The 24,162-nt window shown below is 39.9% G+C and carries 17 protein-coding genes; 10 read left to right on the forward strand and 7 right to left on the reverse strand.

All coding sequences use genetic code 11. The features are described from left to right. Positions 1 to 20: 20 nt before the first annotated feature. From IQ282_RS02150 to IQ282_RS02160, 3 genes are all read left to right on the forward strand, one after another. Complete coding sequence (locus tag IQ282_RS02150; protein ID WP_194850261.1) at positions 21 to 1,373, forward strand: UDP-N-acetylmuramate--L-alanine ligase; 1,353 nt, start codon at positions 21 to 23, stop codon at positions 1,371 to 1,373. A gap of 124 nt (positions 1,374 to 1,497) precedes the next feature. Next, positions 1,498 to 2,076: a zeta toxin family protein gene (locus tag IQ282_RS02155; RefSeq protein WP_194850262.1), complete on the forward strand. Its 579-nt coding sequence runs from the start codon at positions 1,498 to 1,500 to the stop codon at positions 2,074 to 2,076. Further along, a complete protein-coding gene (locus tag IQ282_RS02160) occupies positions 2,063 to 2,242 on the forward strand; it encodes a hypothetical protein (protein ID WP_194850263.1) in 180 nt (59 codons plus the stop codon). The genes IQ282_RS02155 and IQ282_RS02160 overlap by 14 nt, the downstream gene beginning before the upstream one ends. Before the next feature lie 189 nt (positions 2,243 to 2,431). Here the strand turns inward: IQ282_RS02160 and IQ282_RS02165 are convergent, their stop codons facing one another. The 4 genes from IQ282_RS02165 to IQ282_RS02180 are packed head-to-tail and all read right to left on the reverse strand — an operon-like array spanning position 2,432 to position 5,930. Next, positions 2,432 to 4,201, reverse strand: a complete 1,770-nt coding sequence (locus tag IQ282_RS02165; RefSeq protein ID WP_194850264.1) for a MutS-related protein — start codon at positions 4,199 to 4,201, stop codon at positions 2,432 to 2,434. After that, entirely contained in the window at positions 4,202 to 4,570 is a 369-nt protein-coding gene (locus IQ282_RS02170; RefSeq protein WP_194850265.1) for an MmcQ/YjbR family DNA-binding protein, read from the reverse strand. Then, positions 4,560 to 5,183 carry a DUF4230 domain-containing protein gene (locus IQ282_RS02175; RefSeq protein WP_194850266.1) on the reverse strand — a complete coding sequence of 208 codons (624 nt, stop codon included), beginning with the start codon at positions 5,181 to 5,183 and terminating at the stop codon, positions 4,560 to 4,562. The genes IQ282_RS02170 and IQ282_RS02175 overlap by 11 nt, the downstream gene beginning before the upstream one ends. Positions 5,184 to 5,192: 9 nt before the next feature. Beyond that, positions 5,193 to 5,930 carry a cyclase family protein gene (locus IQ282_RS02180; protein ID WP_194850267.1) on the reverse strand — a complete coding sequence of 246 codons (738 nt, stop codon included), beginning with the start codon at positions 5,928 to 5,930 and terminating at the stop codon, positions 5,193 to 5,195. A 164-nt stretch (positions 5,931 to 6,094) separates the two neighbouring features. On the opposite strand from IQ282_RS02180, the gene IQ282_RS02185 reads away from it, so the two are divergent. Genes IQ282_RS02185 through IQ282_RS02195 form a run of 3 tightly spaced genes read left to right on the forward strand, consistent with a single transcriptional unit; the run spans position 6,095 to position 10,550 of the window. Continuing rightward, entirely contained in the window at positions 6,095 to 7,723 is a 1,629-nt protein-coding gene (locus IQ282_RS02185; RefSeq protein ID WP_194850268.1) for an SGNH/GDSL hydrolase family protein, read from the forward strand. Next, the gene (locus tag IQ282_RS02190; RefSeq protein WP_194850269.1) at positions 7,720 to 9,087 is read left to right on the forward strand and encodes a LysM peptidoglycan-binding domain-containing protein; all 1,368 of its coding nucleotides are present in this window, start codon (positions 7,720 to 7,722) and stop codon (positions 9,085 to 9,087) included. The genes IQ282_RS02185 and IQ282_RS02190 overlap by 4 nt, the downstream gene beginning before the upstream one ends. After that, the gene (locus IQ282_RS02195; protein ID WP_194850270.1) at positions 9,084 to 10,550 is read left to right on the forward strand and encodes an MBOAT family O-acyltransferase; all 1,467 of its coding nucleotides are present in this window, start codon (positions 9,084 to 9,086) and stop codon (positions 10,548 to 10,550) included. The genes IQ282_RS02190 and IQ282_RS02195 overlap by 4 nt, the downstream gene beginning before the upstream one ends. A gap of 192 nt (positions 10,551 to 10,742) precedes the next feature. Here IQ282_RS02195 and hemW read toward each other — a convergent pair whose 3' ends face one another. Next, positions 10,743 to 11,876, reverse strand: a complete 1,134-nt coding sequence (hemW, locus tag IQ282_RS02200; protein ID WP_194850271.1) for a radical SAM family heme chaperone HemW — start codon at positions 11,874 to 11,876, stop codon at positions 10,743 to 10,745. Between the two features lie 164 nt (positions 11,877 to 12,040). Here hemW and IQ282_RS02205 point away from each other — a divergent pair, with 164 nt between their 5' ends. Both IQ282_RS02205 and IQ282_RS02210 read left to right on the forward strand, forming a co-directional pair. Continuing rightward, a complete protein-coding gene (locus IQ282_RS02205; RefSeq protein ID WP_194850272.1) occupies positions 12,041 to 13,012 on the forward strand; it encodes a serine hydrolase in 972 nt (323 codons plus the stop codon). Then, positions 12,984 to 15,809: an NTP/NDP exchange transporter gene (locus IQ282_RS02210; protein WP_194850273.1), complete on the forward strand. Its 2,826-nt coding sequence runs from the start codon at positions 12,984 to 12,986 to the stop codon at positions 15,807 to 15,809. The genes IQ282_RS02205 and IQ282_RS02210 overlap by 29 nt, the downstream gene beginning before the upstream one ends. Positions 15,810 to 15,813: 4 nt before the next feature. On the opposite strand, the gene IQ282_RS02215 is transcribed toward IQ282_RS02210, so the two are convergent. Both IQ282_RS02215 and IQ282_RS02220 read right to left on the reverse strand, forming a co-directional pair. Then, complete coding sequence (locus IQ282_RS02215; RefSeq protein ID WP_228547184.1) at positions 15,814 to 17,046, reverse strand: class A beta-lactamase-related serine hydrolase; 1,233 nt, start codon at positions 17,044 to 17,046, stop codon at positions 15,814 to 15,816. Then, positions 17,043 to 19,961 carry a PEP/pyruvate-binding domain-containing protein gene (locus tag IQ282_RS02220; RefSeq protein WP_194850274.1) on the reverse strand — a complete coding sequence of 973 codons (2,919 nt, stop codon included), beginning with the start codon at positions 19,959 to 19,961 and terminating at the stop codon, positions 17,043 to 17,045. The genes IQ282_RS02215 and IQ282_RS02220 overlap by 4 nt, the downstream gene beginning before the upstream one ends. A gap of 231 nt (positions 19,962 to 20,192) precedes the next feature. Between IQ282_RS02220 and IQ282_RS02225 the strand changes: the two genes are divergently transcribed. Continuing rightward, complete coding sequence (locus tag IQ282_RS02225) at positions 20,193 to 21,557, forward strand: acyl-CoA dehydrogenase family protein (protein ID WP_194850275.1); 1,365 nt, start codon at positions 20,193 to 20,195, stop codon at positions 21,555 to 21,557. A gap of 752 nt (positions 21,558 to 22,309) precedes the next feature. Beyond that, a complete protein-coding gene (locus IQ282_RS02230) occupies positions 22,310 to 23,695 on the forward strand; it encodes an NAD-dependent succinate-semialdehyde dehydrogenase (protein ID WP_194850276.1) in 1,386 nt (461 codons plus the stop codon). Positions 23,696 to 24,162: the final 467 nt, after the last annotated feature.

The raw sequence follows: 24,162 nt of genomic DNA on the forward strand, positions 1-24,162 counted from the left end.
AATTCATAAACTCCTCACACATGCGCGTACATTTTATCGCGATAGGCGGCAGCGCCATGCACAATCTGGCTCTTGCGTTACACCAAAAAGGTTACCAAGTCACTGGTAGCGATGACGCCATTTTTGAACCTAGCAAAAGTAGGCTTGACAAAAAAGGATTATTGCCTAGCGTAATGGGCTGGAATGCAGACCGCATCACAACTGATCTGGATGCCGTCATTTTAGGAATGCATGCTAAAAAAGACAATCCAGAATTATTGAAAGCTCAGGAATTGGGGTTAAAGATCTACAGCTATCCCGAATATCTTTTTGAGCAGTCAAAAAATAAAACTCGGGTTGTCATAGGAGGATCCCACGGGAAAACCACCATCACTTCCATGATCCTACATGTGATGCATTATCACGATCGTGAGATTGATTATATGGTAGGAGCGCAACTGGAAGGGTTTGATACTATGGTTCATTTAACGCACGATAATGAGTTTATCGTTTTAGAAGGGGATGAATATCTTTCTAGCCCCATCGATCGCCGACCTAAATTCCACTTATACCAGCCTAATATTGCGCTTATTTCAGGTATCGCTTGGGATCATATTAATGTGTTTCCCACCTATGAGAATTATGTGGAACAATTTGAGGAATTTGTAGACCTCATGAAAAATGGAAGTATTCTCGTCTACAATGAAGAAGATCCAGAGGTGAAACGAATTGCTGAGGCCAGTACAAAACCCACCAGGAAACACGCCTACAAGGTTCCTGAACATAGCGTTGAGAATGGAAAAACTTTTCTGGAAACGCCAGAAGGTGCTATGCCTATAGAAATTTTTGGAAAGCACAACCTTAGCAATATGGCTGGAGCCAAATGGATTTGTCAGCACATGGGAATTGACGAAGACGATTTTTACGAAGCTATCGCCACATTTAAAGGTGCCTCAAAACGCCTAGAGAAAATTGCCGAAAATGAGCAGACAGTCATCTACAAAGATTTTGCCCACTCGCCCAGTAAAGTCGAGGCAACCACAAATGCTGTTGCAGAACAATACAGCGGGCGAAAAATAATTGCTTGCTTAGAGTTGCACACGTTTTCCAGTCTTAATCCAGAATTTTTAAAGGAATACAAAGGTGCGTTAGACAACGCAGATGTTGCTGTAGTTTTCTACAGTCTTGATGCGGTTGAATTAAAAGGCTTAGAAGCTATTTCTAAAGAGCAGATAAAGGAAGCTTTTGCAAACGATAACCTCATCATCATGACAGATCCAGCCGATTTTCAATCGTGGTTGTACGAGCAGGAACTTGCTGATGTTGCTTTACTGTTAATGAGCAGCGGCAACTATGGCGGACTTGATTTTGAGAAGTTGGTTGAGCTGATTTAGAATAAATAGGAAGCAAGAGCGCTGCGTTTAAGAAGGAACGACTTAAATCTAAAGGAGTTAATTAGAATTGTAACCCAAGTATAACAGCAAGCGCTAACGAAGAAATTTATTTTACAACAAAATCATGAAAAAACTATATGTGATTGCAGGTTGTAATGGAGCTGGTAAAACGACAGCTTCTTATACTATTTTACCAGAGATTCTCGACTGTGACGAATTTATAAATGCAGACGAAATAGCAAAGGGAATCTCTCCTTTCAATCCTGATGGCGCTAGTTTTCAAGCTGGCCGAATTATGCTCGAACGAATTCATTCACTCATAGAAAGTGGTAAAACTTTTGCTTTTGAAACTACTCTTGCCACAAAAAGCTATCGCGGCTTTATTGAAAAAGCGCAAGCCAAAGGTTATTCTGTGTCTTTGATGTATTTTTACTTAAACTCAAAGGAACTTGCAGTAAAAAGGGTGGAAACGAGAGTCAAGGAAGGCGGACATAATATTTCCAAAAATGTAATCCTAAGGCGTTACGATAATGGCCTGAATAATTTCTTTACTATTTTTAAGGATCTAGTTTCGGAATGGACATTGATTGATAATTCTGGAAGGCCTTATAAAACCATTGCTGAAACAACAGATGGCATTTTAGTGGTTCACGAAACCAAAATCTGGAATCAACTTAAAGAAAATTACAATGGAAAAGACTAAAACAAAGAATCCGAAAACCAAAGACCTTCTTCGAGGGCTTGAATTAGCGTATGAAAAAATGGTAGAGTTCAAAAAATATAAAAAAACACCTTTGGTCGTTTCTAGAGATGGCGAGGTTGTCGAAATTCCGTGGGATGAAATAGAGCCTACAACTACTTATGAGTAATGGAAACTTCAACTCCTTTTTAATTTTTATTAAAATGAAACCTGTAAAAAGTGCAAACAATAAGAAGAAACATATTGAAATCTCACCATTCGTAAAAAGTATTTCATCCGAACAAATTATGTCTATTGATATAGATGACAAAAAAGAGATTACCGATTACCTAGTAAAAAAGTATTTGTAATAGTTTGCCTAAACAATCCCCATTTTCTTCAACAAGAAACTCGCATTCATATTTGTGGCGACACCATCTTTAAAGGTGTAATCAAAATACAATTCATCATTAATAATCTGCGCATCAAAATAGTAGTTGGAAATATGCTCGTGTTCTTTTGCTACTTCTGTGAGGCTTAGATCATGGGTTGCAATGATTCCAGTAGCTTTTTTGAGCGTTAGTTTTTCGATGAGCTTTCTAGAACCGCTGGCCTTATCGACGCTGTTTGTTCCTTTAAGAATTTCATCGAGGACGATAAAATATTTTTCCTGCTCCATCTTATCTACGATAAACTTCAAACGTTTCAATTCGCTGAAGAAATAAGATTCATCATCTTTTAAGGAATCGCTGGTGCGCATGCTGGTGATGAGTTTGATGGGCGCATATCTAGCCATGGTTGCCCAAATGGGTAAACCTACATTTGCCATTACTATTGAGATGGAAACCGTTCTAAGAAACGTACTTTTCCCAGCCATGTTAGCTCCCGTAATAATGAAGAATTCTCCAGATTCAATGGCAAAATCATTTCCTATTGCCTTTTCAGGATCGAGTAATGGATGGATTGATTGTGTTGCTTTAAACTGGAATGCACCCTCAAGAATTTCAGGGAATATATATTTAGGATGGTTGTAAACAAAATTTCCTAAGGAGTTCATTGCGTCCATTTGTGCCACCGCTTCTATCCATGGTGCGATAAATTGTTTGTTTTGCTCTAACCAGATTTCAATGGAATGCACCTGCTTTAAATTCCACAATGCAAAACTATTTAAAAAAATCCCCAATAGCATGTTACTTCCCTGATCCAGTCTGGTGACTGCTTTTCCAAGATCGTACAAACGACTGGAAGCCGATTTACCTTCAGTATGAACTTGGTTTTTCAATCCCTGTAACACTTTACTCTTGAATTCTGATTTTTCAAATTGTTCTAAAAGTTTCCCGTATTGCGTGAAAAATGCCTCCAATTCTGAAATGTAATTGCCTAAAGCTATCAGTCTCTTTGCATACCTACCTGAGATAATCATCCCAATTAAAAAGATTCCTCCCAACCAGTAACCACTGATGATATCCATGCCATATAACACCCCTATGAGTACCGATGTAAAAAACTGCACATAGCAAAGCCATGAAAACACATTTGGGACAAAGGATGTGTGGCCATTAATCCAGTCGAGAACAGATGAGGGTTTGATTCTATTGTCCAGCAGCCTTCCTGTGGCTTCATATTCCTGCCTGAAATCCAGCATCTTGCTCAACTCCTCAATCGCTTCCTGACGTTTTTTAATACCTTCGGTTTCATTTGCTGTAAGTCTTGCCGCCAATAACTTTCTTCCTTCTGGCAAGGCAGTTCTATTGATAAATTGAAAAAAAGAACCTATTCCAAATAAATCAATATCGCGGCTGTAATCATGATCGTCCTCCTGAAACTCGGTTCCATCTGGCAGATCATCATAATCGCCATTTGCCACAGTGATTTCAAGCTCATTAAGCCGTATGAGTTCGTTAAAATAATTCCGCTTCGTTTTAAAGTTCTCGTGGCGGGAAACTAAAAACAAAAAAGCTGCAATTCCAGCTATCGCAATGAGCGTAGCCGTTTGCCAAGAACTCCAGAAAAAATAAATGCCAAAAATGGTCAATAAAAAAGCGGAAAGCCTAATAATTCCAGAGATGCGCAGCTGGCTGTTGTATTGCTTTCGCGAAAGCGAAAACCGCTCCACGCGAGCTTCATATATAGATAGTAATTCGTTCAATTAAAGTGATTTTAAGTCGGCCTGTAATTTTTTAGTTAGGCCTGAAACAACTAATTCATAACTGTGATCAATCCATTTGAAAACTGTAGGATCATCGACTGATTTATTAAGAAAAATCGTGTTCCAGTGCTTCTTATTCATATGCCATGCGCTGGTAACATCACCATCATATTGCTCCCTCAATTCAATAGCTTTCTGAGGATCGCATTTAACGTTAACCGCAGGTTCGCCACGTTCCCATCGTTCTAGACTGAGCAACATAAATATTTTACCCATTACTTTGAAGGTAATGGTATAGTTGTCAAAGGGCATTTCTTCTGTGATTCCTTTATTGGCTAGGCAGTATTCCTGCAACTGATCAACTTCCATTTTCAGGGAGCTTTTTTGTGTCGGCTGCTTTGTCTAAAATCAACGAGGTGTAATCAAGTTTCCAACCTATAGTCTGGGCAAGTCCTTCCATCAGTTGGATGGTTTTGAGTGCTTCCTTGCGCGCCTGTTCCATCAAACCGCTTTCCGGTATTTTATCTACAATATGTTGCTTAGCATTACGAGTGACTTCTGTGAGTTCATCGCTGCTAAAATAATTTGCCCAACCCTCTCGCTTGTCGTAATAGTTAAAGTCAGTTTCTATGCTCATCACTTGAGGTTGCGGAAATTCTGTGAGTTTTATGATCTTATTTGAAGTGTCGCTTTCCATCCGTATTTTAGTAAGATCAAATCCTATATGTGCTTTGGCATTGATCAATATGATCGCTTTTTTCTTACCCAGTAAAAAAGTAGCGATTTTATCCTTGACGTTTTGGTAATGGTAGATCTCTGCAAAGTCGCCTTCTACTGTGATGAACTTACAAACCGTCCGTATCTTTTCCATCAACACCACACTTTGCTCCTGCCTGTTATCCTTATTTCCCTTAAAGAAAAATTTGAAAATGAAAAAAGCGACGACTGCTCCTACAGCAAGTCCTATAAATAATTGCTCCATATCACAAAGTTAGGATTTTATCGCATACAGAATAGGCCGCGATGGCGCTGCATCATTTTCAATGGGCGCCACTTGTAAATCAAGGATATAATCACCGTCCGTAACTTCAGTGGGAACATAGATAAACTCAGTAATGGTAGCGTGTAACCTCTGTTTTCCGTCAAAGTCCCAAAATGCCTTATGCGCTAATAAAGCACCATTATCTTTCTCTTTATCGACACTGGGCGTATCGATGAGCACGTGTTTGATTCCGCTTTCGCGAAAGCGTAACATCGCCTCCTCACTCAAATACGGCGGATTCGTATTGCTGTAATTCATGTCTTTTTTAACGTCCGTATTGGGCAACGTACGGATTACAACTGCTTCAACATTTTTGAGATTCTTAAACATAGCTGCTGTAATCACTCTGTCTCCATCACGATCTTCTGGAGTCACAGTTATCACTTGCGCCGTGAAAAAACTCTTTTCTAGTGCCTTGTTGACGCTATGAAACTCCTTAGTTATATGCCCAATACATTCCGTATGCGTCCCATGACTATGCGGATTGAAAAAGATGTCGTTAAAATTTGTGCTGCCGCCCATGGAAACCTTACCTACATAACCATCCACTTCTACATGAGTGATTTTAGGTTGATCGATGTACCACGCCCCCACGCCAGCATTATTTTGCACGGCAAGACTGATGTCGATAGGTGAGTTGAGATCAATGTTATAGGTGTTATCAGCTATTTGAAGTGAAGTTTTCATGGGTGGTTTTGAGCAAGAGAATAAAAGAAGAGAGAATAATACTAAAGCAATTCTTTTCACGGGTATTGGTTTTTATGTAAATATAATCAAGATGACACAGATGCTAATTAAGCAGTTCAATACAAATATGATGTAATACTTACCTCTATGATTAACACGCAATAGTGATTTTAGAATACTACTTTTGTGTACTGAATTACATTCACAGCGACACTTCTCAAATGCCGAATAACCGCCCACAATTCATATCAGCTTTTTGCATCATTGCACTTGCAACGGCTGTCTTTTATTTCTCAAAACCCTATTTGCCCAGTAAACTTTTTGTACAGCAAGAAGCTAGCGTCGCCATTGTAATGGACAGCCTGATGCAACAAGCCATGAAGGACACCAGTGCAGTCGTTATAGATTCCATTATTGTAGAACAGGACTCCGTTTTTAAAGATTCCATAGCACCCAGAAATAACAGCTACCGATTGATGCAATTATCAGATTTTGATATGGGTATCACCTATCAGATCGATTCTACCGGCAGCGTTCCCCTGCCTAAAGCATTGCCCTTGACTTCTTATAAAGGCACGGAATATCTGAATCGGTTTTTTGAGAAGTTGTTAGAATTAGAAGAAAATGGTAATGGCAGCGTTCGCATTGCCTATTATGGCGATTCCATGATTGATGGCGATTTAATCGTTCAGGATTTTAGGAGCACGCTGCAAGATAAATTTGGCGGTAATGGCGCTGGCTTCGTGCCCATTAATTCTGAAAGTTCCAGTGCCAGATACAGTGTGAAGCATTCCTACAGTGGTAGTTTTAGAGAAGAATCTTACATGAAAGGCGGCGGGAAAACTGCTCCTTACGGCGTGGGCGGCACGGTTTATTTTGCCACAGATTCTTCTAGCCAGGTTACCTATCGTTCCAGTGGCATCAAAAATTCGTACCGTTTAAACTCACCTGTTTTATTTTATGGGACTGGCAATGAAACAGCTTCCATAAAAATCCAAGTAGGAAATGATACCACATTGATCGAGAAAAAATTAAAAGGATTAGGCTCGTTAAATTCCCTACCATTAGGCGGTGGAAACCTGCAACAGTTAAAGATCCAACTGGGATCTGCGCAGGATGTACCGTTATACGGTGTTAGTTTTTACGATGGTCGTGGTGTGACTGTTGACGGGTATTCCAATAGAGGGAATTCTGGATTACCGCTTAGCATTTTGAGCACCTCGCAGATGCGCAACTTTGACCGCAAACTGGGGTATGACCTGATCATTTTGCAGTATGGCGCTAATGTCCTTGCTACAAAAGCAGAGAGTTATGGCTGGTATGCAGACCGTATGGAACGGGTTATCGACCATATAAAACTCAGTTTTCCAGAGGCAGATATTCTCATTCTGGGAACGGCAGACCATGGGGTAAAGATGGATGCCCTAGTGCGTACTGATGTTTCCGTCATCAACTTATTGCAGGCACAACAGAAATATGCAGCACGCACACAATCTGGATTTATGAGTCTTTTTAACATGATGGGCGGCCCCAATTCCATGCCCATCTGGGTGAATCACAGTCCACGACTGGCAAATACGGACTATACCCATTTCAATCCTAAGGGCTCAGCACGCATCGGCCGAATGATCTCTAACGAAATTATAAAGGACTACGCCATTTTCAAGAAACGCCGCACTGTTGAGAAGGCAGCTTTCGCGAAAGCGGAAAAAGACAGCATCACAGCAGCAAACGAACAACAGCAATTGAATCTACCTCAAGATACCATCACGAACACGCCTAGCGACCAATGAGAAAAATTATTTTAGGCATTCTTATTTTAGGTAGTAGTTGGGTTTCTGCGCAAAAGATCTCTGACCTGCAGATCAATCCGTTATTGGTAGATCCGCAGTTTGTAGTGTTGAAAGATGCACAGGCGTTAAAACCATTTTTCAGAAAACTAGAAGATCTAGAACAAGGCAAAAGATCCCAAGTTACGATTGTACAAATAGGCGATTCTCATGTTCAAGGCCCCTTTTTTCCACAGGCAATACGGGATAGTTTGCAAAAAAGATTTGGCAATTCAGGTCGCGGTTTTACGTTTCCCTACCGCGTTGCACAAACGAATGGCGCGACAGATGTGAAATATAAATCGAGTACCGATTGGAAATCTGTACGAAATGTCAAGAGCAATGGAAGCGACGACGTAGGACTGAGCGGGATTTATCTTTCCACCACAAATGCCGATTTTGTACTCCAAATTGATCTTCCCAGAGATTTTGAAACTCAGGATTTTATCCAGATCATTAGCCCAACACCAGAATCTTTTAAACTGAGTACCTCTACCAGCAGTGACGTTGTGAGGATTGTAGATGCTACAACTTCTTACAAAGTCAGGTCTGGCGATAACCTAGGAGCAATTGCAGGAAAATATGGAAGTTCTGTTTCTAAGATTCAGAAAGCAAATGGAATGCGTTCCACTCGCATTAATATAGGTCAAACCCTAAAAATACCATCCGGTAAAAAACAATCCATCGTAAAAGAATCCTCTTTTATAGATATTTCCAGATTGCCCAATGGTGATTTCCCATTACCTAAAAACACTCGAACTCTTTATCTAAGAGCCGCTAAAAACCAAAAAGAATACCTGCTGGACGGCGTCAATTTCAAAAGAAAATCAAACGGTATTTCCTTCCACGCTATAGGAGTCAATGGCGCTAAATATTCAGATTATACAAAGTTTGATAGGTTTTTTAAGCAACTGGAAGCGTTGAAGCCAGACCTCATAATCGTTTCTCTAGGAACGAATGAGAGTTTTTACGATACCTACACAGAGGGTGACCTGATGAAAGATATGGATGCATTCAACCGTAAGTTGATCGCTAAAAATATGAACGCACCGGTGATTGCAACCAGCCCGCCGCCATCAATGAAAAACAGGAAAAACATCAATGATATTGCAACGGTCTACAGTTATCAAATGGGTGTATTTGCAAACCTGAATTCTTGGGCATTTTTTGACTTGCACAGTGCAACCCGCACCAGCAATGCAATGCCTGATTGGTACACGGCAAATTTAACCTCCAGCGATAAAATCCACTTTAACCGTCTGGGTTATGAATTACAGGCACATCTTTTTGTACAGTCTTTACTTAAGTCTTTTAAGGAATCTCAATGATAGATTGGCCGCAAATTATAGAATGGTTCACGTACCACCCACAAAAACCTTTGCTGTTTAATAGCGCGCTTTTTCTGGGTTTATTTCTTGCTTTCTACGCCATCTATATCCTACTCAAAGACCTGCGAAAGTTGCGTATTCTTTATGTTATTGCGTTTTCGCTTTTCTTTTATTACAAATGTAGCGGCATTTATTTTTTGTTGCTCATATTTTCATCAGTGGTAGATTTTTACCTTTCGCTGTGGATTTATAAAAGCAATGTCTCGCTCAACCGGAAGTTGCTACTCCTCGCCTCCTGCGTTATTAATCTGGGACTATTAGCCTATTTCAAATACACTGGATTCCTTGCAGAGAATTTTAATGCGCTACTCAATGGTGATTTGAGTTTTGGCAACATTTTCCTACCAGTTGGAATCTCTTTTTACACCTTTCAAACTATGTCTTATACTATAGACATCTATAGGAAAGAATTGACGCCCACAAAGAATGTCATGGACTTTATGTTCTACGTCTCCTTTTTTCCACAACTTGTGGCAGGACCTATAGTTAGAGCAAAGGATTTCATTCCGCAGATTTATGAAAAGCTCAAATTATCAAAACAAGAGCTGAGTTATGCGCTGTTCTTGATCATAGGTGGGCTTATTAAGAAAGCCGTGATTTCAGATTATATCAGTGTAAATTTTGTGGATCGGGTGTTTGATTTGCCTGATAATTATTCGGCTTTTGAGAATTTGTTGGGGGTTTATGGGTACACTTTGCAGATCTACTGTGACTTTTCTGGATATTCAGATATTGCGATAGGACTGGCATTTTTGCTAGGTTTCAATTTACCGGCCAACTTTAGAACGCCGTATCAATCTGCGAGTATTACAGAATTCTGGAGACGCTGGCACATCTCGCTTTCCACCTGGCTTAGAGATTACTTGTACATTTCACTAGGTGGCAACCGCAAGGGGAAACTGCGCACCTATTTCAATCTGTTTATGACCATGCTGTTGGGCGGCTTGTGGCACGGCGCATCCTGGAAATTTGTGCTTTGGGGCGCAATGCATGGAACCGTTCTCGCGGTGGAGAAAGCCTTCCGCATTCCACAGTGGAGCAGTAAGAATCTGGGCAGGAGGTTCGTTTTCGGTTTGTTGACCTTTCATTTTGTCGCTTTTTGCTGGATCTTTTTCCGCGCTGCTGATTTTGGGGTAGCGATGAATGTGATTGATAACATTTCTACACTGCAACCGGATTTTAGCCAGTGGTGGACAATTTTGAGTAGTTATGGCAATGTGATGTGGGTGATGGCTTTTGGATTTGCATGGCATTTTGTTCCAGAATCCATTCAAGCAAAACAACTGCGATTGTTCCACAAGTTCCCGTTGCTCTTAAAAGCTTTGATTCTTGCAGTGGTGATCTGGATCATCAGTGCCACAGCTAGTAGCGCTGTACAACCCTTTATTTATTTCCAGTTTTAGAAACAATCACTAGCAAATCCAAAAAGGAAGGGAACTTTCAGAATTTAATTCTAGAATTTTAGTTCTGATTCCGATCACAATTATTTTTATTCTTCCTTTTGATTTTATTTTTAACGGAGTCAAGCTCCCAGTGACTCAATCCTCAAGTTTTTATGGTCAAGCATTAGGTTCTCGAAATGCGGCTAGGTTGTATTAACCCAAATTCACCATGAAAAGTTCACTAGCAATTCCATCGCTTAAGAATTTTCCTTTACGGGTAACGAGTAAGATATCTGCATCTAGATATAGCAAATGATCTTTCAAATAGGTTGTCGACTGCTCCAACAGATACTCTTTAAATTGTACGCCAAATTCTTTTTCCACATGGGTTAAAGAAACACCGTAAATTGTGCGCAGGCCTGTCATAATATACTCGTTGTAGCGATCGACAGTTGTAAGTACCTCCACTTCTTGTGGCAGGTCGCCATTTTCAATCGCTTTGAGATATTTTACATTATTGTTAATGTTCCAGGATCGCCGCTTTCCATCAAAACCGTGAGCGCTGGGCCCGATTCCCATGTAGGATTTTCCAGTCCAGTAAGCTGTATTATTCTTTGAGAAAAAACCAGCCTTACCAAAATTTGAGAATTCATAGTTTTCATAAGAATGCAACTGCATCATGTCTAATAATATATTGAACTGGCGTTGCGCCTGTTCATCATCCACTTGATCAATAATCCCCTGTTCAATAAAAGATTTCAATGCGGTATCATCTTCCACGGTCAGCGCATAACTGGAGATATGGGGCACTTTGAGCTCAATTGCTTTGGATAGATTTTCTCGCCAGCGATCATCCGTTAAACCAGGAATACCGTAAATTAAATCAATGGAAATGTTTGGAAACCGCTTTCGCGAAAGCGAGATACAATCCACAGCCTCTGCTGCATTGTGGGCTCTGTTCATCAACTGGAGATCGGCTTCAAAAAAGGATTGAACTCCTATACTCAGCCTATTGATCTTTGTCAATGCGAGATCCTCAATTATTTGAGGGGTCAGATCGTCGGGATTTGCTTCTAAAGTGATCTCTGGATCAACGATCACCTCATAATGGGCATAAATCGTCTCTATAATTTCATCGATAGCGGTACTTTCCAGAACGCTGGGCGTTCCTCCACCGAAATATATAGTCTCAATTATTGTGTTTTGAGCCTCGTCTTTACGCAGCAGCAATTCGCTCTTAATTGCCGCTGTCATTCGGTTCTTGTGCTTCAAAGAAGTTACAAAATGGAAGTCACAATAGTGACAGGCTTGCTTGCAAAAAGGTATATGAATATATATGCCGCTCATGTGCAACAAATGTAAGGTTGTATCGTTTAAAGACTAGATCGTTAAGATTATTATAATGAAAAAGTGTTAAATGTTGGTTTTTAGCTTGTTAATACTTTTTCATTAAATAGCTTCGGCACGGTCTATGAGAAATTAAGATTGAGTCAAAATTCAAAAAAGATTTTATGTTAAAACCGATTTTATTGATGATCCTATTCGTTAGCGCAACTTTTAATGCAGCTGCCGCTAATGATGCTCCAATCGCTGACGATGCCCCACTTGTAAATATGGCAATCAACAGTAAAGAAGTAAAAACTTTCCAAAATACCTCACTACAATTAAATCTGAGGGCGCAATTAATGGCTAACCCTACCTGGAGAACTCTGATACAGCAAAAACGCATGTCAGTAAGTCTTGTAGATCTCAATGACCCGGAAGCGATCAAATATGCAAGCGTCAATGGAAATCATATGATGTATGCCGCTAGTCTTCCTAAGATTGCCGTGCTTTATGCTGCAATGGACGCTATTGAAAAAGGCGAATTAAAAGATACTCCCAAAGTAAGAGATGATATGTGGCTGATGATTTCAAAATCAAATAATGCTGCTTCTACAAGAATGATCGACCGTGTAGGTTTTCAAAAAATTGAAGACGTGATGTGTGATCCTTCTAACCCGTTTTTTGATAAAGATGGAATAGGTGGTCTTTGGGTAGGCAAACGCTATGCTGCTCAAGGAAAAAGAAACCCAGACCCTATCAAAGGTTTGAGCCATGCTGCAACAACTGATGCAGTAGCTAAATTTTATTACCAACTTGCTACTGGCCAGTTGATCAACAAGCAACGCAGCAAGGAAATGCTCGATATAATGGAGAATCCATCCTTACACCATAAATTTGTAAACACGCTAGATCGTATTGCACCTAACGCAAGATTGTTTAGAAAAAGTGGATCTTGGAAAAACTGGCATTCTGACTCTATTCTAGTATGGGGAGAAGATGGACGCAAGTATATTCTAGTGGCTCTTATCGAGGATGCGAGCGGCGAACAAATTATTAGAAATTTAGTGCAGCCGGCAGAACTAGCTTTGCGCAAATCAGTTATATTGCCTACAGATTTAGATAATAGTGATGGAGTGGTTGTCCGACAGGATACGTAAGATATTTGATATTAGAAGCGGCGAGCTTTCAATCTCGTTGCTTATGCAGTTATACATATTTTTAATCATAAGTGCGTTGCTCGTAGTCAAACCTACCGTCAACGCACTTTTCTTATCTGAGCTAGGTGCAGATGCTCTCGCAGAGGCTTTTGTCATTATTGCTATAGCAGCAGTAGCTGGCTCCCTTCTTTATAACAAATCTTTAGAACGGTTTAAGCTCAAGTCGCTTATGCGATACACGTTGATGGTATTCACGGGAATATTTATCATTATGGGTACCCTTGTTGCCTTTGGGTATTTTAATACGATTCTCGCATACACCTTTTATACCATCGTCGCCCTATTTGCCTTACTCGCAACTAGTCAATTCTGGGTGATGGCAAACGTAGTTTTCAACGTACGTGAGGCTAAACGGTTGTTTGGATTTATAGGCGCAGGCGGGATAGCAGGAGGAATTTTTGGCGGTTATCTAACCTCATTACTAGCAGAACATGTAGGAAATGGAATCCTCTTAATTTTTGCAGGGTTTCTGATTATGGGCTGTATTTTCGTGATGAACGCCATCTGGCGCAATAGAGTTGATAAGCTCAGTTCTTTCAAAAGAAAAGAGCGCGCAACTGTATCCAGTGAGAATAGCGTAAAACTTATTTTTAATTCCAAACACTTAAGCTCACTAGCAGCGGTGATAGGAATAGGCGTTTTAGTTGCAAAACTCGTGGATTATCAGTTTAGTTACATCAGTTCCAGAAATATTCCAGACTCTCAAGAACTGGCTTCATTCTTTGGATTTTGGTTTTCAACATTTAATATCGTCTCTCTTGTAATCCAGCTCTTTTTGACTCGGCATATTCTGGCGAGACGAGGTGTTAGTGCAGGACTTGCAGCCTTGCCCATCGGCATTGTGTTCTGTTGTGTAGGACTATTGATATTACCAGAATTATGGATCGTTATAGTCCTTAAAGGTCTTGATGGAAGCTTAAAACAATCCTTGCATAAAAGTGCGGTGGAACTGTTAGCATTGCCTATTCCCAGTGATGTAAAGAACAAAACTAAGACTTTTATCGATGTTGTAGTAGACAGTATTGCCACTGGTCTTGCAGGGTTGATTCTGATATTTGTAGTACGCGCTTTTGATCTGTCTCCTGTATTCATAACCGTTTTAATTCTAGTGCTCGTGGTCGTGTGGGTCTTTATGATTAATCAGGTGCGAGATGCATATTTCGGCACATTTAAAGAACAAATTATAAATAGAGAGCAAATCAAAGTCGATAAGCGATCTAATTCTATGGTCCGTAATAACATGAAGATCATATTTGAATCTGGTGGAGCTGAAGATATTTTATACATGCTTGATCGCGTTCCAGAGATGGCTCACCGCTCTTTAAAAGCACCTATCATTAAATTATTACAACATCAAGATCATCGTGTAAAAGCAGAGGCAATTAACCAGCTTAAACACATCGATCGTGGTCATCCAGTTCCTGAAGTTCATGACTTAATATACATTGATGACGATAATGTGGTGTTAACTGCTATGCAATATTTGATGGCGCAAGACACAAAGTTCCCTGCACAGTTCTTTGAGAATTATCTGGATCATGAGAGTGATTATATTTCCAGCGCGGCGCTATTATGTCTCGCACAAGAGACCGAAGACAACCCTAAACTAGCCTCAAAATATAATCTTGACCTGCGGATTAATTTATTTTTAGACGAATTAGATCGCAATGAAAGTAGTTTTAGAAAACAAGAAATTATTGAATTAGTTAAAGCTATAGGTTATGCTAAGGGCGAGAACAGACATCGTTTTATCTTACGATATTTTAACGATCCAGACCCTGAATTAAAGACTGCCGCATTAGTTGCTGCGGGAAACACGGCTCACGAACGATTCCTTCCTTTATTGCTGGATGAATTAGAGGAGTCTCGCTTTCGCGAAAGCGCAATCAGGGCGATTGCAGATTATGGCAATCCCATTATTACATATTTGAACAAACGTTACAGCGACCCAATGGGGCCTAAAAGTCTAAAGAAATACCTTCCAGACATCTTACTGGAACTGGGAACGACTAAAGCGGTTAGGGCCTTGTTGATGATTAGTAAAAACGGGCCGTTAAAATACCGCACACGCATGATTGTGGAGTTGTTGAAATTCAAAAAAGAGAACGGAAGTCTTGAGATTCCCCAGAAAACTTTTTTTAAAATGATTCGCAAAGAGTGCGAGGATTATAAGCAATTGCAGGGTTGTTACTATAGCCAACGTATTCTAGAACGATCTAATTTGTATCCTGAACGGGTCATTAGTATCACAGAAACAGGTAAAAGAAAAAAACTTATTCTGGCGATTAAAGCAACAATGGACGATTCCTTAGAGCGTATCTTCAATATTCTCGCCCTACATTTTAATTATAAAGATGTATTTATCGCCTACAGAGGTTTGCAAAGTGAGAAACGGGAAACCAGAGCTGCAACCATGGAATTTCTAGAAGGTCTAATAACGCGCAATTATAAGTCACAGCTGTTCCCTATTATTGAGGCTGGTATAAGTAATCCAGACGGTGAATTATCTGAAATGCACGATCGTGTTGCATTACCAACTGAAATGCAATGCTACTATCATTTATTGCAAGTCGAGGATCGAAAGATCAATAAACTAGTCATTAAAGTAATCGCAGATTCTAATAATCCAGAACTAGTACCTCTACTGGTTCGTGCCACCACAAAAAAAGACCCCAAAATTGCCGCGGCAGCTTCTGAGGCCTATATGAAAATTCGCAATTTATCTAAAACTGCCTAACGTCTTAGCTTTCTTTTCTAATTGCTTTGTCAATAGCACTTGCAAGATACATATGATCTCCTGCAGAGTTCTTACCTAATATGTTTGACATCAAACAAACGATATAATTAGTTCCATCAGGATGCTCTACCATAATGACACTATTCATATAATTAAAATTAGTTCCAGCATATTTCCCATTTCCGCCGCTGTAATAACTACCTGATTTAAAATATACAGATGCATCATCAAGTTGTGAACTGTAGGCATAACGTATGCGGCGATCGGTCAAATACATCAAACGTTTTAATTCAAGACTGGATTGCTCATCTACCATCTCACCTTGCTCCAGCTTTATAAACCATTTCATCAATCCTTTAGGAGTACCTATACTACCTCCTGTGGCTCTAGCTATACGATCTGGACCATTTGTAAAAAAACTACCTAATCTCCATTCATCATGAGTGATTCCCATATCTCTCAATGGTTCATTCACCACTGCTGTTGCAAGTTCAGACAATTCTTTTTTATCAGCAGTTTTCCAGTATTCATCTGCCTCTTCTTGAGTTAGATTAAAATAGTCATCTCCGAATATTTTCATCAACAACGCTTCTCTCCATACTATACTTGCTGCACCGTTGTTACTAACGCTCAACATGTGATCCATCCATTCGTAGAGCGTGAATTCATCACTAGCAACTACTTGACGCTTGACTAGTTTTTCTGTTTCTAAATTATAAAATGGAACGGTATGGTGATCACCTGTTCCCCACACTCCAGATTTAACCACCTTATCACGCATCAATTTTGTACGTACATTAAAATCGTCTGGACATAAGGCTGCAAGCTGTGTAAAAAATGCCGTCGCAACTGCTAGCTTACCAACACTCCCTGGTTGGAAACCGCTGTTCTCATTCATCTCTGCATAGCGCAGGTTGTTGGGATCAGAAATATCAAGAACGGTTACTGCATAACCACTACGTCTGGGAAACAAACGTGTCATTTTATCTTGGAAATCATTATCGACCACCATGATGGAGTCTGTTGAAACAGTATCCTCACACAGCCATAAATTGATTTCTTCTGTTTTTTTGAAGGAACCAGGTTTCAAGTAGTATTCCGTGATGGTACTATCGAGTGTTTTTTCAAGACGTTTTAACCGCTTGATTCCTGTACGCTCATATCCGTCAATAGGATAAAGTGCCATTGTAATGATGGCCGCAACTATTGTTATTGCGATATAGTAGTGCTTTTTCAATTTTTGATATTTTTATTAAGGTATAATTCTGTGTTCAGATTAATGTCTTTATCTATAGATGAAAGATATTCAGAGTTTTTAGCCTGATCATTTTCTACAAATGGCCTTATCTGGAACAAATAGAGCTTTCCATCTTTAAAGCCTAATTCAATATCCCATGCTCCTTTATAACTTCCATTTTTTGAACCTGGCATTGTTTTATGCACTTCCTCTGAAAACTCTTTTATAGTTTTCAAATTCTCTGGAGTGAGAATGCTAGTATATAAGTCTACGTGTTCCATCACAGATCCTCCAGTTATAGGAAGTTTACGCATTTTATTTTCCCTAGCGGGAGATATCAATGCTCCTTTTCCCTTTTTATCGATAAGATAAGTTTCCGCTGCTTGTCCGTCAACGGCGCCACCTGCACCACGACTCATTGCTACAGTGATTTTATTATCATCATTATTAATAAAATCCTTAGTGATCAAAACACCACTGTAATCAACATCTACTGATGGAATAATTAAAATAGAAGGATATACATTTTCTGGATTTTCTAGATAAACCTGTCTCCATTTAAAGCTGCGTTCTGTGTAAGGAGACGCCCATACATCTCTTATTCCTTGAATGATCTTATCTCTTGCTACAGCATTAAAAACGGTCAAATTTAATCCGGCACCTGTAAATTCTTCTAGGTCCTCCATGTTTGTATCACTACGCAAAAATACGGGAACAGCTCCCATTTTCCCGCCCAGTATAGTTTTGAAATCGCTTTCTAGTTGACCGATGAACGCAGGTTTCATGGGCATTTTATCAATTTCCGCACGTAACTTAGTAAACTCGGCTAATTGGTATTTAATGACCTCGGATTCTTGTAGTTTATTACTGCGCATATTTTCAGCAGTTTTAAAAATCTCTGTCAAGTATTCCCAGTAGGTTTTATCCTCACCTGGAATCTGCTGGTTCATATGATCCTTAAAAACTCCGAAGGGAACCACAATACCATTTACCACGTGCTGTGGAAACATTTGTTTCAATTGGCCTAAATTGGCTGCTTTTGGACCGCTCAAAATACCGCTGTCTGCACTGGAAACATTTGCCATATTAATGGGCATCGTGCCATCTAATTTCAATTTTCCTTCTGGAATACGGATGGTCTTTTTATTCTTTTTGTTTGAGGAGAACAACACCTTTTCTGCAGTAGTCATATTGTCCACAGACTTAAGCACTACCGTACCGCGACTACTCACAGCATAAAAGACTTCCTTTCCATCAAAAGCTTTCAAGTCGGCAAGATTATCTGTGGATATGGCGGCATTGGGTATTCCTAGATTGCGAGCCAGTAATTGCACGTGAGAAACAAGATTTCCTTCAGATACCGTTGCAATTCCTGCTACTGGTTTTAGATCACTGGGCGGTCTATCAAATACATAAATCTTGTTAGGGTCTACCGTCATTCCTTCCGCATTTCCTTCAACAACAACTAGTTTTCCTTTAGCATAACCAGCATTCAGACCGCGTACGGTAGATGGATTACCCACTTGATCTACTTGACTCGTCAATCCTATTTGACGAGAAACTAATGCTCCTAATTCTCCTATGGCATCTCCCAAAGGAAGTAGTAGAGAACTTCTAATTCTATCATCTAAAAATCCATAGGCCAATGGCTCAAATTTCATGTAACGCTCTACATCATCTCCATAAACCGTGTTCACCATACCTGTTCCCCATTCCACCTGACTGCGCGCGGTAGAAATAAAATCTAGCAACTGATGGGCTTTCATCGTTTCACCTTCCGTTGTAAACAACCTGTCTTCTACAGCGTTCCATTCCCACTGCTCCACATAACCACCGGCAGAAAGTGCTTCACTCAATGCATAAACCTTATCTAGGTGCTCCTGTAAAGTAGTAGGCTCCCACCGGGAAGTAGTTTGAAATATCAACTCCTCTAATCGCAAACTAAGTGTCATGGCAGATGTCCTGCGAGTTCCTCGCTTATCATCCTTAAGATTAGTTCTTATGTCACACATTAAATTTGCCGCCGCAGGGATCAAAATCGATGGTTCTGTATCGTTAGTGTATGTTTTAGAAAACAACTCCGTTTGTTTTCTGATATAAGAATCTGTATCCCAATCTGCTACCATTTTATCAAGACTAGTTACAGGAACCGGCTCAAAAAACTCTTGCATAACATTTATCAGCTCCTCAAATTCCTTCCGTTCTTTAAAAGTTAAGTCTTCATTATTTTCCTTAATCCATCGCTGGGTAGCAGTGATATCTCGAGCCTCGGGATTTCCATGGATTTTAATCCTTAAGTCCATGAATTTAGGATGCTTTTCCGCAAGGGTTTTGCTAACGCTGCGCACTTCTTGGGCAAGATTTGTATCGCCATCGTGAGGAATATCACGCAAGCTTTCACGCAGCAAGAAAAAATCTCGATCGATTAAATCATTATCTCCTAAAACAGTATAATAAAATGTTCTTCCCCATTCTTCTTCATCTTCAACTTGTTTTGAACCTCTGTAATAACGAGCTTTTTCTAAAATCCAACCATCATCTATCGACACGAGATAATTATTGATCTGGTATTGTTTCACACGAGAATGGTTCTGGTCTGCATCCCAAAACTCCCACAAGTCTGCTGCAGCAAGAATCTCGCTGAAATAGATGTGCTCACGATTTCCTAATTGCACAATCTCACTCCTATAACTGGCATGCTGTATACCGCCACCTATCGCATCTGGGCATGGATCTTTTGAACCGCGGGTGGTGCCATCTTCACAAAACCACTCAATCCTTTTGTAAGGTCCTCGATCCAGACCACGATACTCTTTGATCATCGTCGTTATGCGGTCGTTAGTAAAATCCTGGGCAACAGATTGTTGCGATACACATCCTAAAAGGATAACAAGTGATAGTAAAGTTCTAATCATGTTTCAAAAATATGAGTTTGCCGCGTAAGAAAACCCTTGTTTAATAGCAAATTAACTGGTTCAACTGCACTAGTGATTGAAGTTTATCTCGCTTTCGCGAAAGCGAATATATTTCCAATATCGTGCCATATAGGATCATTCGCGCTTTGTAGAGAAAGAGAGATACAACATTACGTTTTCGTTAACAGCAAGAAGGTGTGATGGAATATACCTTACTCTAAAATTATTCACATGTCATTATTTTCAAAAATTAAGGGAACCATCAATTTGATGAAAAATATAGATTTAGAACAGCTCGCTGCTTTAAACGAAAAAGTTGACCTCTCTAAAGTCATGGATACGGTAGGCAACCTGGACGATCGACAACTCGCTGGCTTGATGAAAATGTTATCCACCAAAAAGAAAAAAGGCCAACACAAATTACCTCCCATAAATGGAGATTTTTATGATTTGAGCCGCAAATTGACGGAGGAGCAACGCGACGTGCAAATGAAAGTACGCAACTTTATGGAAGATGAAGTGCAGCCTATTGCCAATGATTACTGGAACCGTGCGGAATTTCCACACGATTTAATCGCAAAATTTGCCAAACTCAATATCGCTGGAATCGCTTATGAGGGTTACGGCTGTCCAGGAATGGATTTTATTACTGAAGGAATTATCGCAGAGGAGGTCGCTCGTGTTGATGTATCAATTTCTACCTTTTTTGGGGTCCATAGTGGACTTGCGATGGGATCTATTTACCTGTGTGGAAGTGAGGAGCAAAAACAAGAATGGCTACCACAAATGGCACGAATGGAAAAAATAGGAGCCTTCGGTCTAACAGAGCCTGAAACGGGTAGCGGTATTGCTGGCGGAATGGAAACCACTTGTAAATGGGATGGCGAAAGCTGGATCCTAAACGGTCAGAAAAAATGGATAGGCAACGCCACATTTGCAGATGTCATAATTTTATGGGCTCGTGATGTAGATTCAAACCAAGTTAAAGGTTTCTTGATACGTAAAGGAAATCCAGGATTCCATGCAGAAAAAATGGAAGATAAAATGGCGCTGCGTATTGTACAAAATGCTATAATCACCTTAACAAATTGCGTTATTCCAGAAGGGGATCGACTGCAAAAAGCAGATAGTTTTAAAGATACTGCCAAAGTGCTGCGCATGACCCGCGCTGGTGTTGCATGGCAAGCCGTAGGATGTGCTCGCGGTGCTTATGAAAATGCATTGAAATACACTAAGAAGCGAGAACAATTCGGCCGACCGATCGCTAGTTTCCAGTTGGTTCAAAACCACCTGGTGGAAATGCTTTCCAATCTTACCAGCATTCAAACACTATGTTTTAGATTGAGCGAGATGCAGGATCAAGGAATTTTGAAAGATGAACATGCTTCACTGGCCAAGGTTATTTGTTCCATGCGCACAAGAGATATTGTTTCTAGAGCTAGAGAAGTAATGGGTGGTAACGGTATACTATTAGAGCACAACGTTGCCAGATTTGTAGCCGATGCAGAAGCGATATACAGCTATGAAGGAACTAAAGAAATTAATACATTGATTGTGGGACGCGCCATTACTGGGTATAGTGCGTTTGTATCGTAGTTATAAGTCCTTGAGCTATGAGTTTGTGAGTTTGAGAAATAAAAAATAGTTACTCTGCTTCTTGATTAAGAAATCCTAGTATTTATTTTCACAAGATCCATCTCCGCTGGGGTGAGGTGTTAGAGTTTTGAACACTTGGCTTCAGCTGCGCTCAGCAACTACTCTTGAAGAGGAAAATCATTTTTTAGTATGTGGATGATGATTTTTAAAAATGATTGAATTCCAGAATATATTATGAGTTTTTACCCTTTAGGAGAAATGTCGTAGGGCAATGAGGCGTTTTATCTCTCCTACAACTCCCAATTAGATTACGAATTTTTCCCCTTTGGGGAAATGTCCGCAGGACAATGGGGCCTTTTGTCGCTCCCACAACTTCCAATTAGATTGCTAAACACCTATTAACTGCGTAAGAGACCTGCCTGCCAAAAGAACGACAGGCAGGTAGCAGTGAAAAGCCCACAGCGCTGCTGATTTTCATCAGCAGCGCGCGGACTTGTAACGGAGAGCCCGACCCTTGCAGTCACACCCAAATTAAAAATCACAACGAAAACGAAAAATTAAATCCCTTTGCCACATCACACATAGAGCATCTTAATTGTATATGCATTACCTCATAATCTGCTAAAACTTCTGCTTAATCCTATTCTTGATTTCCTTTTGCTAAGCTTTATACAATTCTGTATTAAGAGAGACTTAAAGAGAAAACATGATCTACTATTCCTTCCTATCTTTAAGTATAAACAAAAACAACCATGAGCGATAAAGGAATAACTACAATTGATCCAACTACAGGAGAAAAAATAAAAGACTACCCATTAATGAGTAGTGGCGAGATAAATAGTACCATTGAAAATTGCCATAAGGCCTTTAAAGAATGGAAATTAAAGTCACCTAAGGAACGTGGCGAGGTGCTAAAAAAAATAGGCCAAAAGTTAATAGAACATAAATCTGACCTTGCAAAACTGATGACCCAAGAAATGGGGAAATTATTAAAGCAATCGCATCAAGAAGTTAAACTGTGCGCAGGAATCTGTGACTACACCGCAGAAAACGGCCCAAAAGAACTCGCTGATGAAGACCGTGACTTACCAAATGGTGGCCGCGGGAGAATTGTGTACTCGCCTATAGGTGTGATCTACGGTATCCAGCCTTGGAATTATCCTGCTTACCAAGTTATAAGATATGCGATTGCCAACTTAATGGCAGGAAACGGTGTACTCTTAAAGCATGCAGAATCGGTTACAGGGTGTGGGCAGAAAATTCAAGAAATTTTTGAAGATGCTGGGTTGCCCAAAGGTTTGTTTGCCACATTAATTATAAATCATGATCAATCAAATGATGTGATCAAGCACGATCTAGTTAGAGGTGTTACCTTGACGGGAAGTCCTGGAGCTGGTGAGATAATTGGTGAACTTGCTGGGAAACATCTGAAGAAAACGGTGCTTGAACTAGGGGCAAACGATGCGTACATTGTTTTGGCAGATGCTGATATTGCAAAATCTGTAGAAGCTTGTGTTAAGGGAAGAATCTATAATAATGGTGAAACTTGTATTGCTGCAAAGCGTTTCGTAGTAGTTGACGCGGTTTACGATCAATTTAAGGAAGCTTTTGTAAAAGCCATGAAAGACATCAAACACGGTGATCCGACCAAGGATGGTGTAGATATAGGCCCGATGTCTCGAGAAGATTTAAGAGAAGGCCTGCACAAACAAGTGACAGAAAGTATTAAAAAAGGAGCTAAATTATTGTGCGGCGGCGAGATGCCTAGCGGTAAGGGATTCTATTATCCGTCCACTGTTTTAGAACATGTAAAAGCAGGGCAGCCAGCTTATGATGAAGAACTTTTTGGTCCTGTAGCTTCCTTAATCAAAGCTAAAGATGCTGAGGATGCGATGCGCATTGCAAACGACAGCTTGTTCGGTCTAGGTGGTGGAATCTTTACGGAAGATGAGGATGCAGCTTTTGAAATGGCGGCCAAACATTTTGATACGGGAATGGTATTTATCAACTCCTTCGGGCTTGCGCAACCTAATATGCCCTTCGGCGGTGTAAAACGTTCTGGTTATGGACGCGAGCACGGTGGCTTTGGTGTGAAGGAATTTGTAAACGCTAAAGCGATCATGAGATTGGAGATGTAATTTCCGGTTCTCAATTAAATTGAATTTGAAATTTATTTAGAGTAAAAAACCACGGCTGCGCCGTGGTTTTTTTTGACTTCCTGTTTCTTTCATCTTTTCAATTCAATGATTAGTATTGCATCATTTAATTTGAAATCGGCTGGTTAATTGACAGCCTTTGCGTTGTAGAAGTGTGCATAATCGTCGGATCGGTGTGCGATGTGAAATATGAGGTATGTGGTATGAGGTATGAGCTAAAATTTAAGAAATGGATAATTAAAAAATAAATTTTATGTCACTAAATGCACATTAAAATTCTAGAATTGGTAAGTGGAAGGTAGAAAGTGAAAATTTAAAAAATCACCTTCAATCCAAATTAATGCTAGCATGACGCTCCTACCCACTTTTAATTTATGCAGTAAACAGATAAAACAGAAATTTTCCCGAGAACTATAGGAAGTGGCCAAAATCAAATTTTGAAAAATTGG

Origin of the sequence: Nonlabens antarcticus (genome assembly GCF_015356755.1) — a bacterium.
Classification (GTDB): domain Bacteria; phylum Bacteroidota; class Bacteroidia; order Flavobacteriales; family Flavobacteriaceae; genus Nonlabens; species Nonlabens antarcticus.

Excerpts from the sequence above, each read along its gene's own strand:
- IQ282_RS02150 (WP_194850261.1), top strand. The coding sequence starts at position 21 with ATGCGCGTACATTTTATCGCGATAGGCGGCAGCGCCATGCACAATCTG.
- IQ282_RS02155 (WP_194850262.1), top strand. The coding sequence starts at position 1,498 with ATGAAAAAACTATATGTGATTGCAGGTTGTAATGGAGCTGGTAAAACG.
- IQ282_RS02160 (WP_194850263.1), top strand. The coding sequence starts at position 2,063 with ATGGAAAAGACTAAAACAAAGAATCCGAAAACCAAAGACCTTCTTCGA.
- IQ282_RS02170 (WP_194850265.1), bottom strand. The coding sequence starts at position 4,570 with ATGGAAGTTGATCAGTTGCAGGAATACTGCCTAGCCAATAAAGGAATC.
- IQ282_RS02175 (WP_194850266.1), bottom strand. The coding sequence starts at position 5,183 with ATGGAGCAATTATTTATAGGACTTGCTGTAGGAGCAGTCGTCGCTTTT.
- IQ282_RS02180 (WP_194850267.1), bottom strand. The coding sequence starts at position 5,930 with ATGAAAACTTCACTTCAAATAGCTGATAACACCTATAACATTGATCTC.
- IQ282_RS02190 (WP_194850269.1), top strand. The coding sequence starts at position 7,720 with ATGAGAAAAATTATTTTAGGCATTCTTATTTTAGGTAGTAGTTGGGTT.
- IQ282_RS02195 (WP_194850270.1), top strand. The coding sequence starts at position 9,084 with ATGATAGATTGGCCGCAAATTATAGAATGGTTCACGTACCACCCACAA.
- hemW (WP_194850271.1), bottom strand. The coding sequence starts at position 11,876 with ATGAGCGGCATATATATTCATATACCTTTTTGCAAGCAAGCCTGTCAC.
- IQ282_RS02205 (WP_194850272.1), top strand. The coding sequence starts at position 12,041 with ATGTTAAAACCGATTTTATTGATGATCCTATTCGTTAGCGCAACTTTT.
- IQ282_RS02210 (WP_194850273.1), top strand. The coding sequence starts at position 12,984 with ATGGAGTGGTTGTCCGACAGGATACGTAAGATATTTGATATTAGAAGC.
- IQ282_RS02220 (WP_194850274.1), bottom strand. The coding sequence starts at position 19,961 with ATGATTAGAACTTTACTATCACTTGTTATCCTTTTAGGATGTGTATCG.
- IQ282_RS02225 (WP_194850275.1), top strand. The coding sequence starts at position 20,193 with ATGTCATTATTTTCAAAAATTAAGGGAACCATCAATTTGATGAAAAAT.
- IQ282_RS02230 (WP_194850276.1), top strand. The coding sequence starts at position 22,310 with ATGAGCGATAAAGGAATAACTACAATTGATCCAACTACAGGAGAAAAA.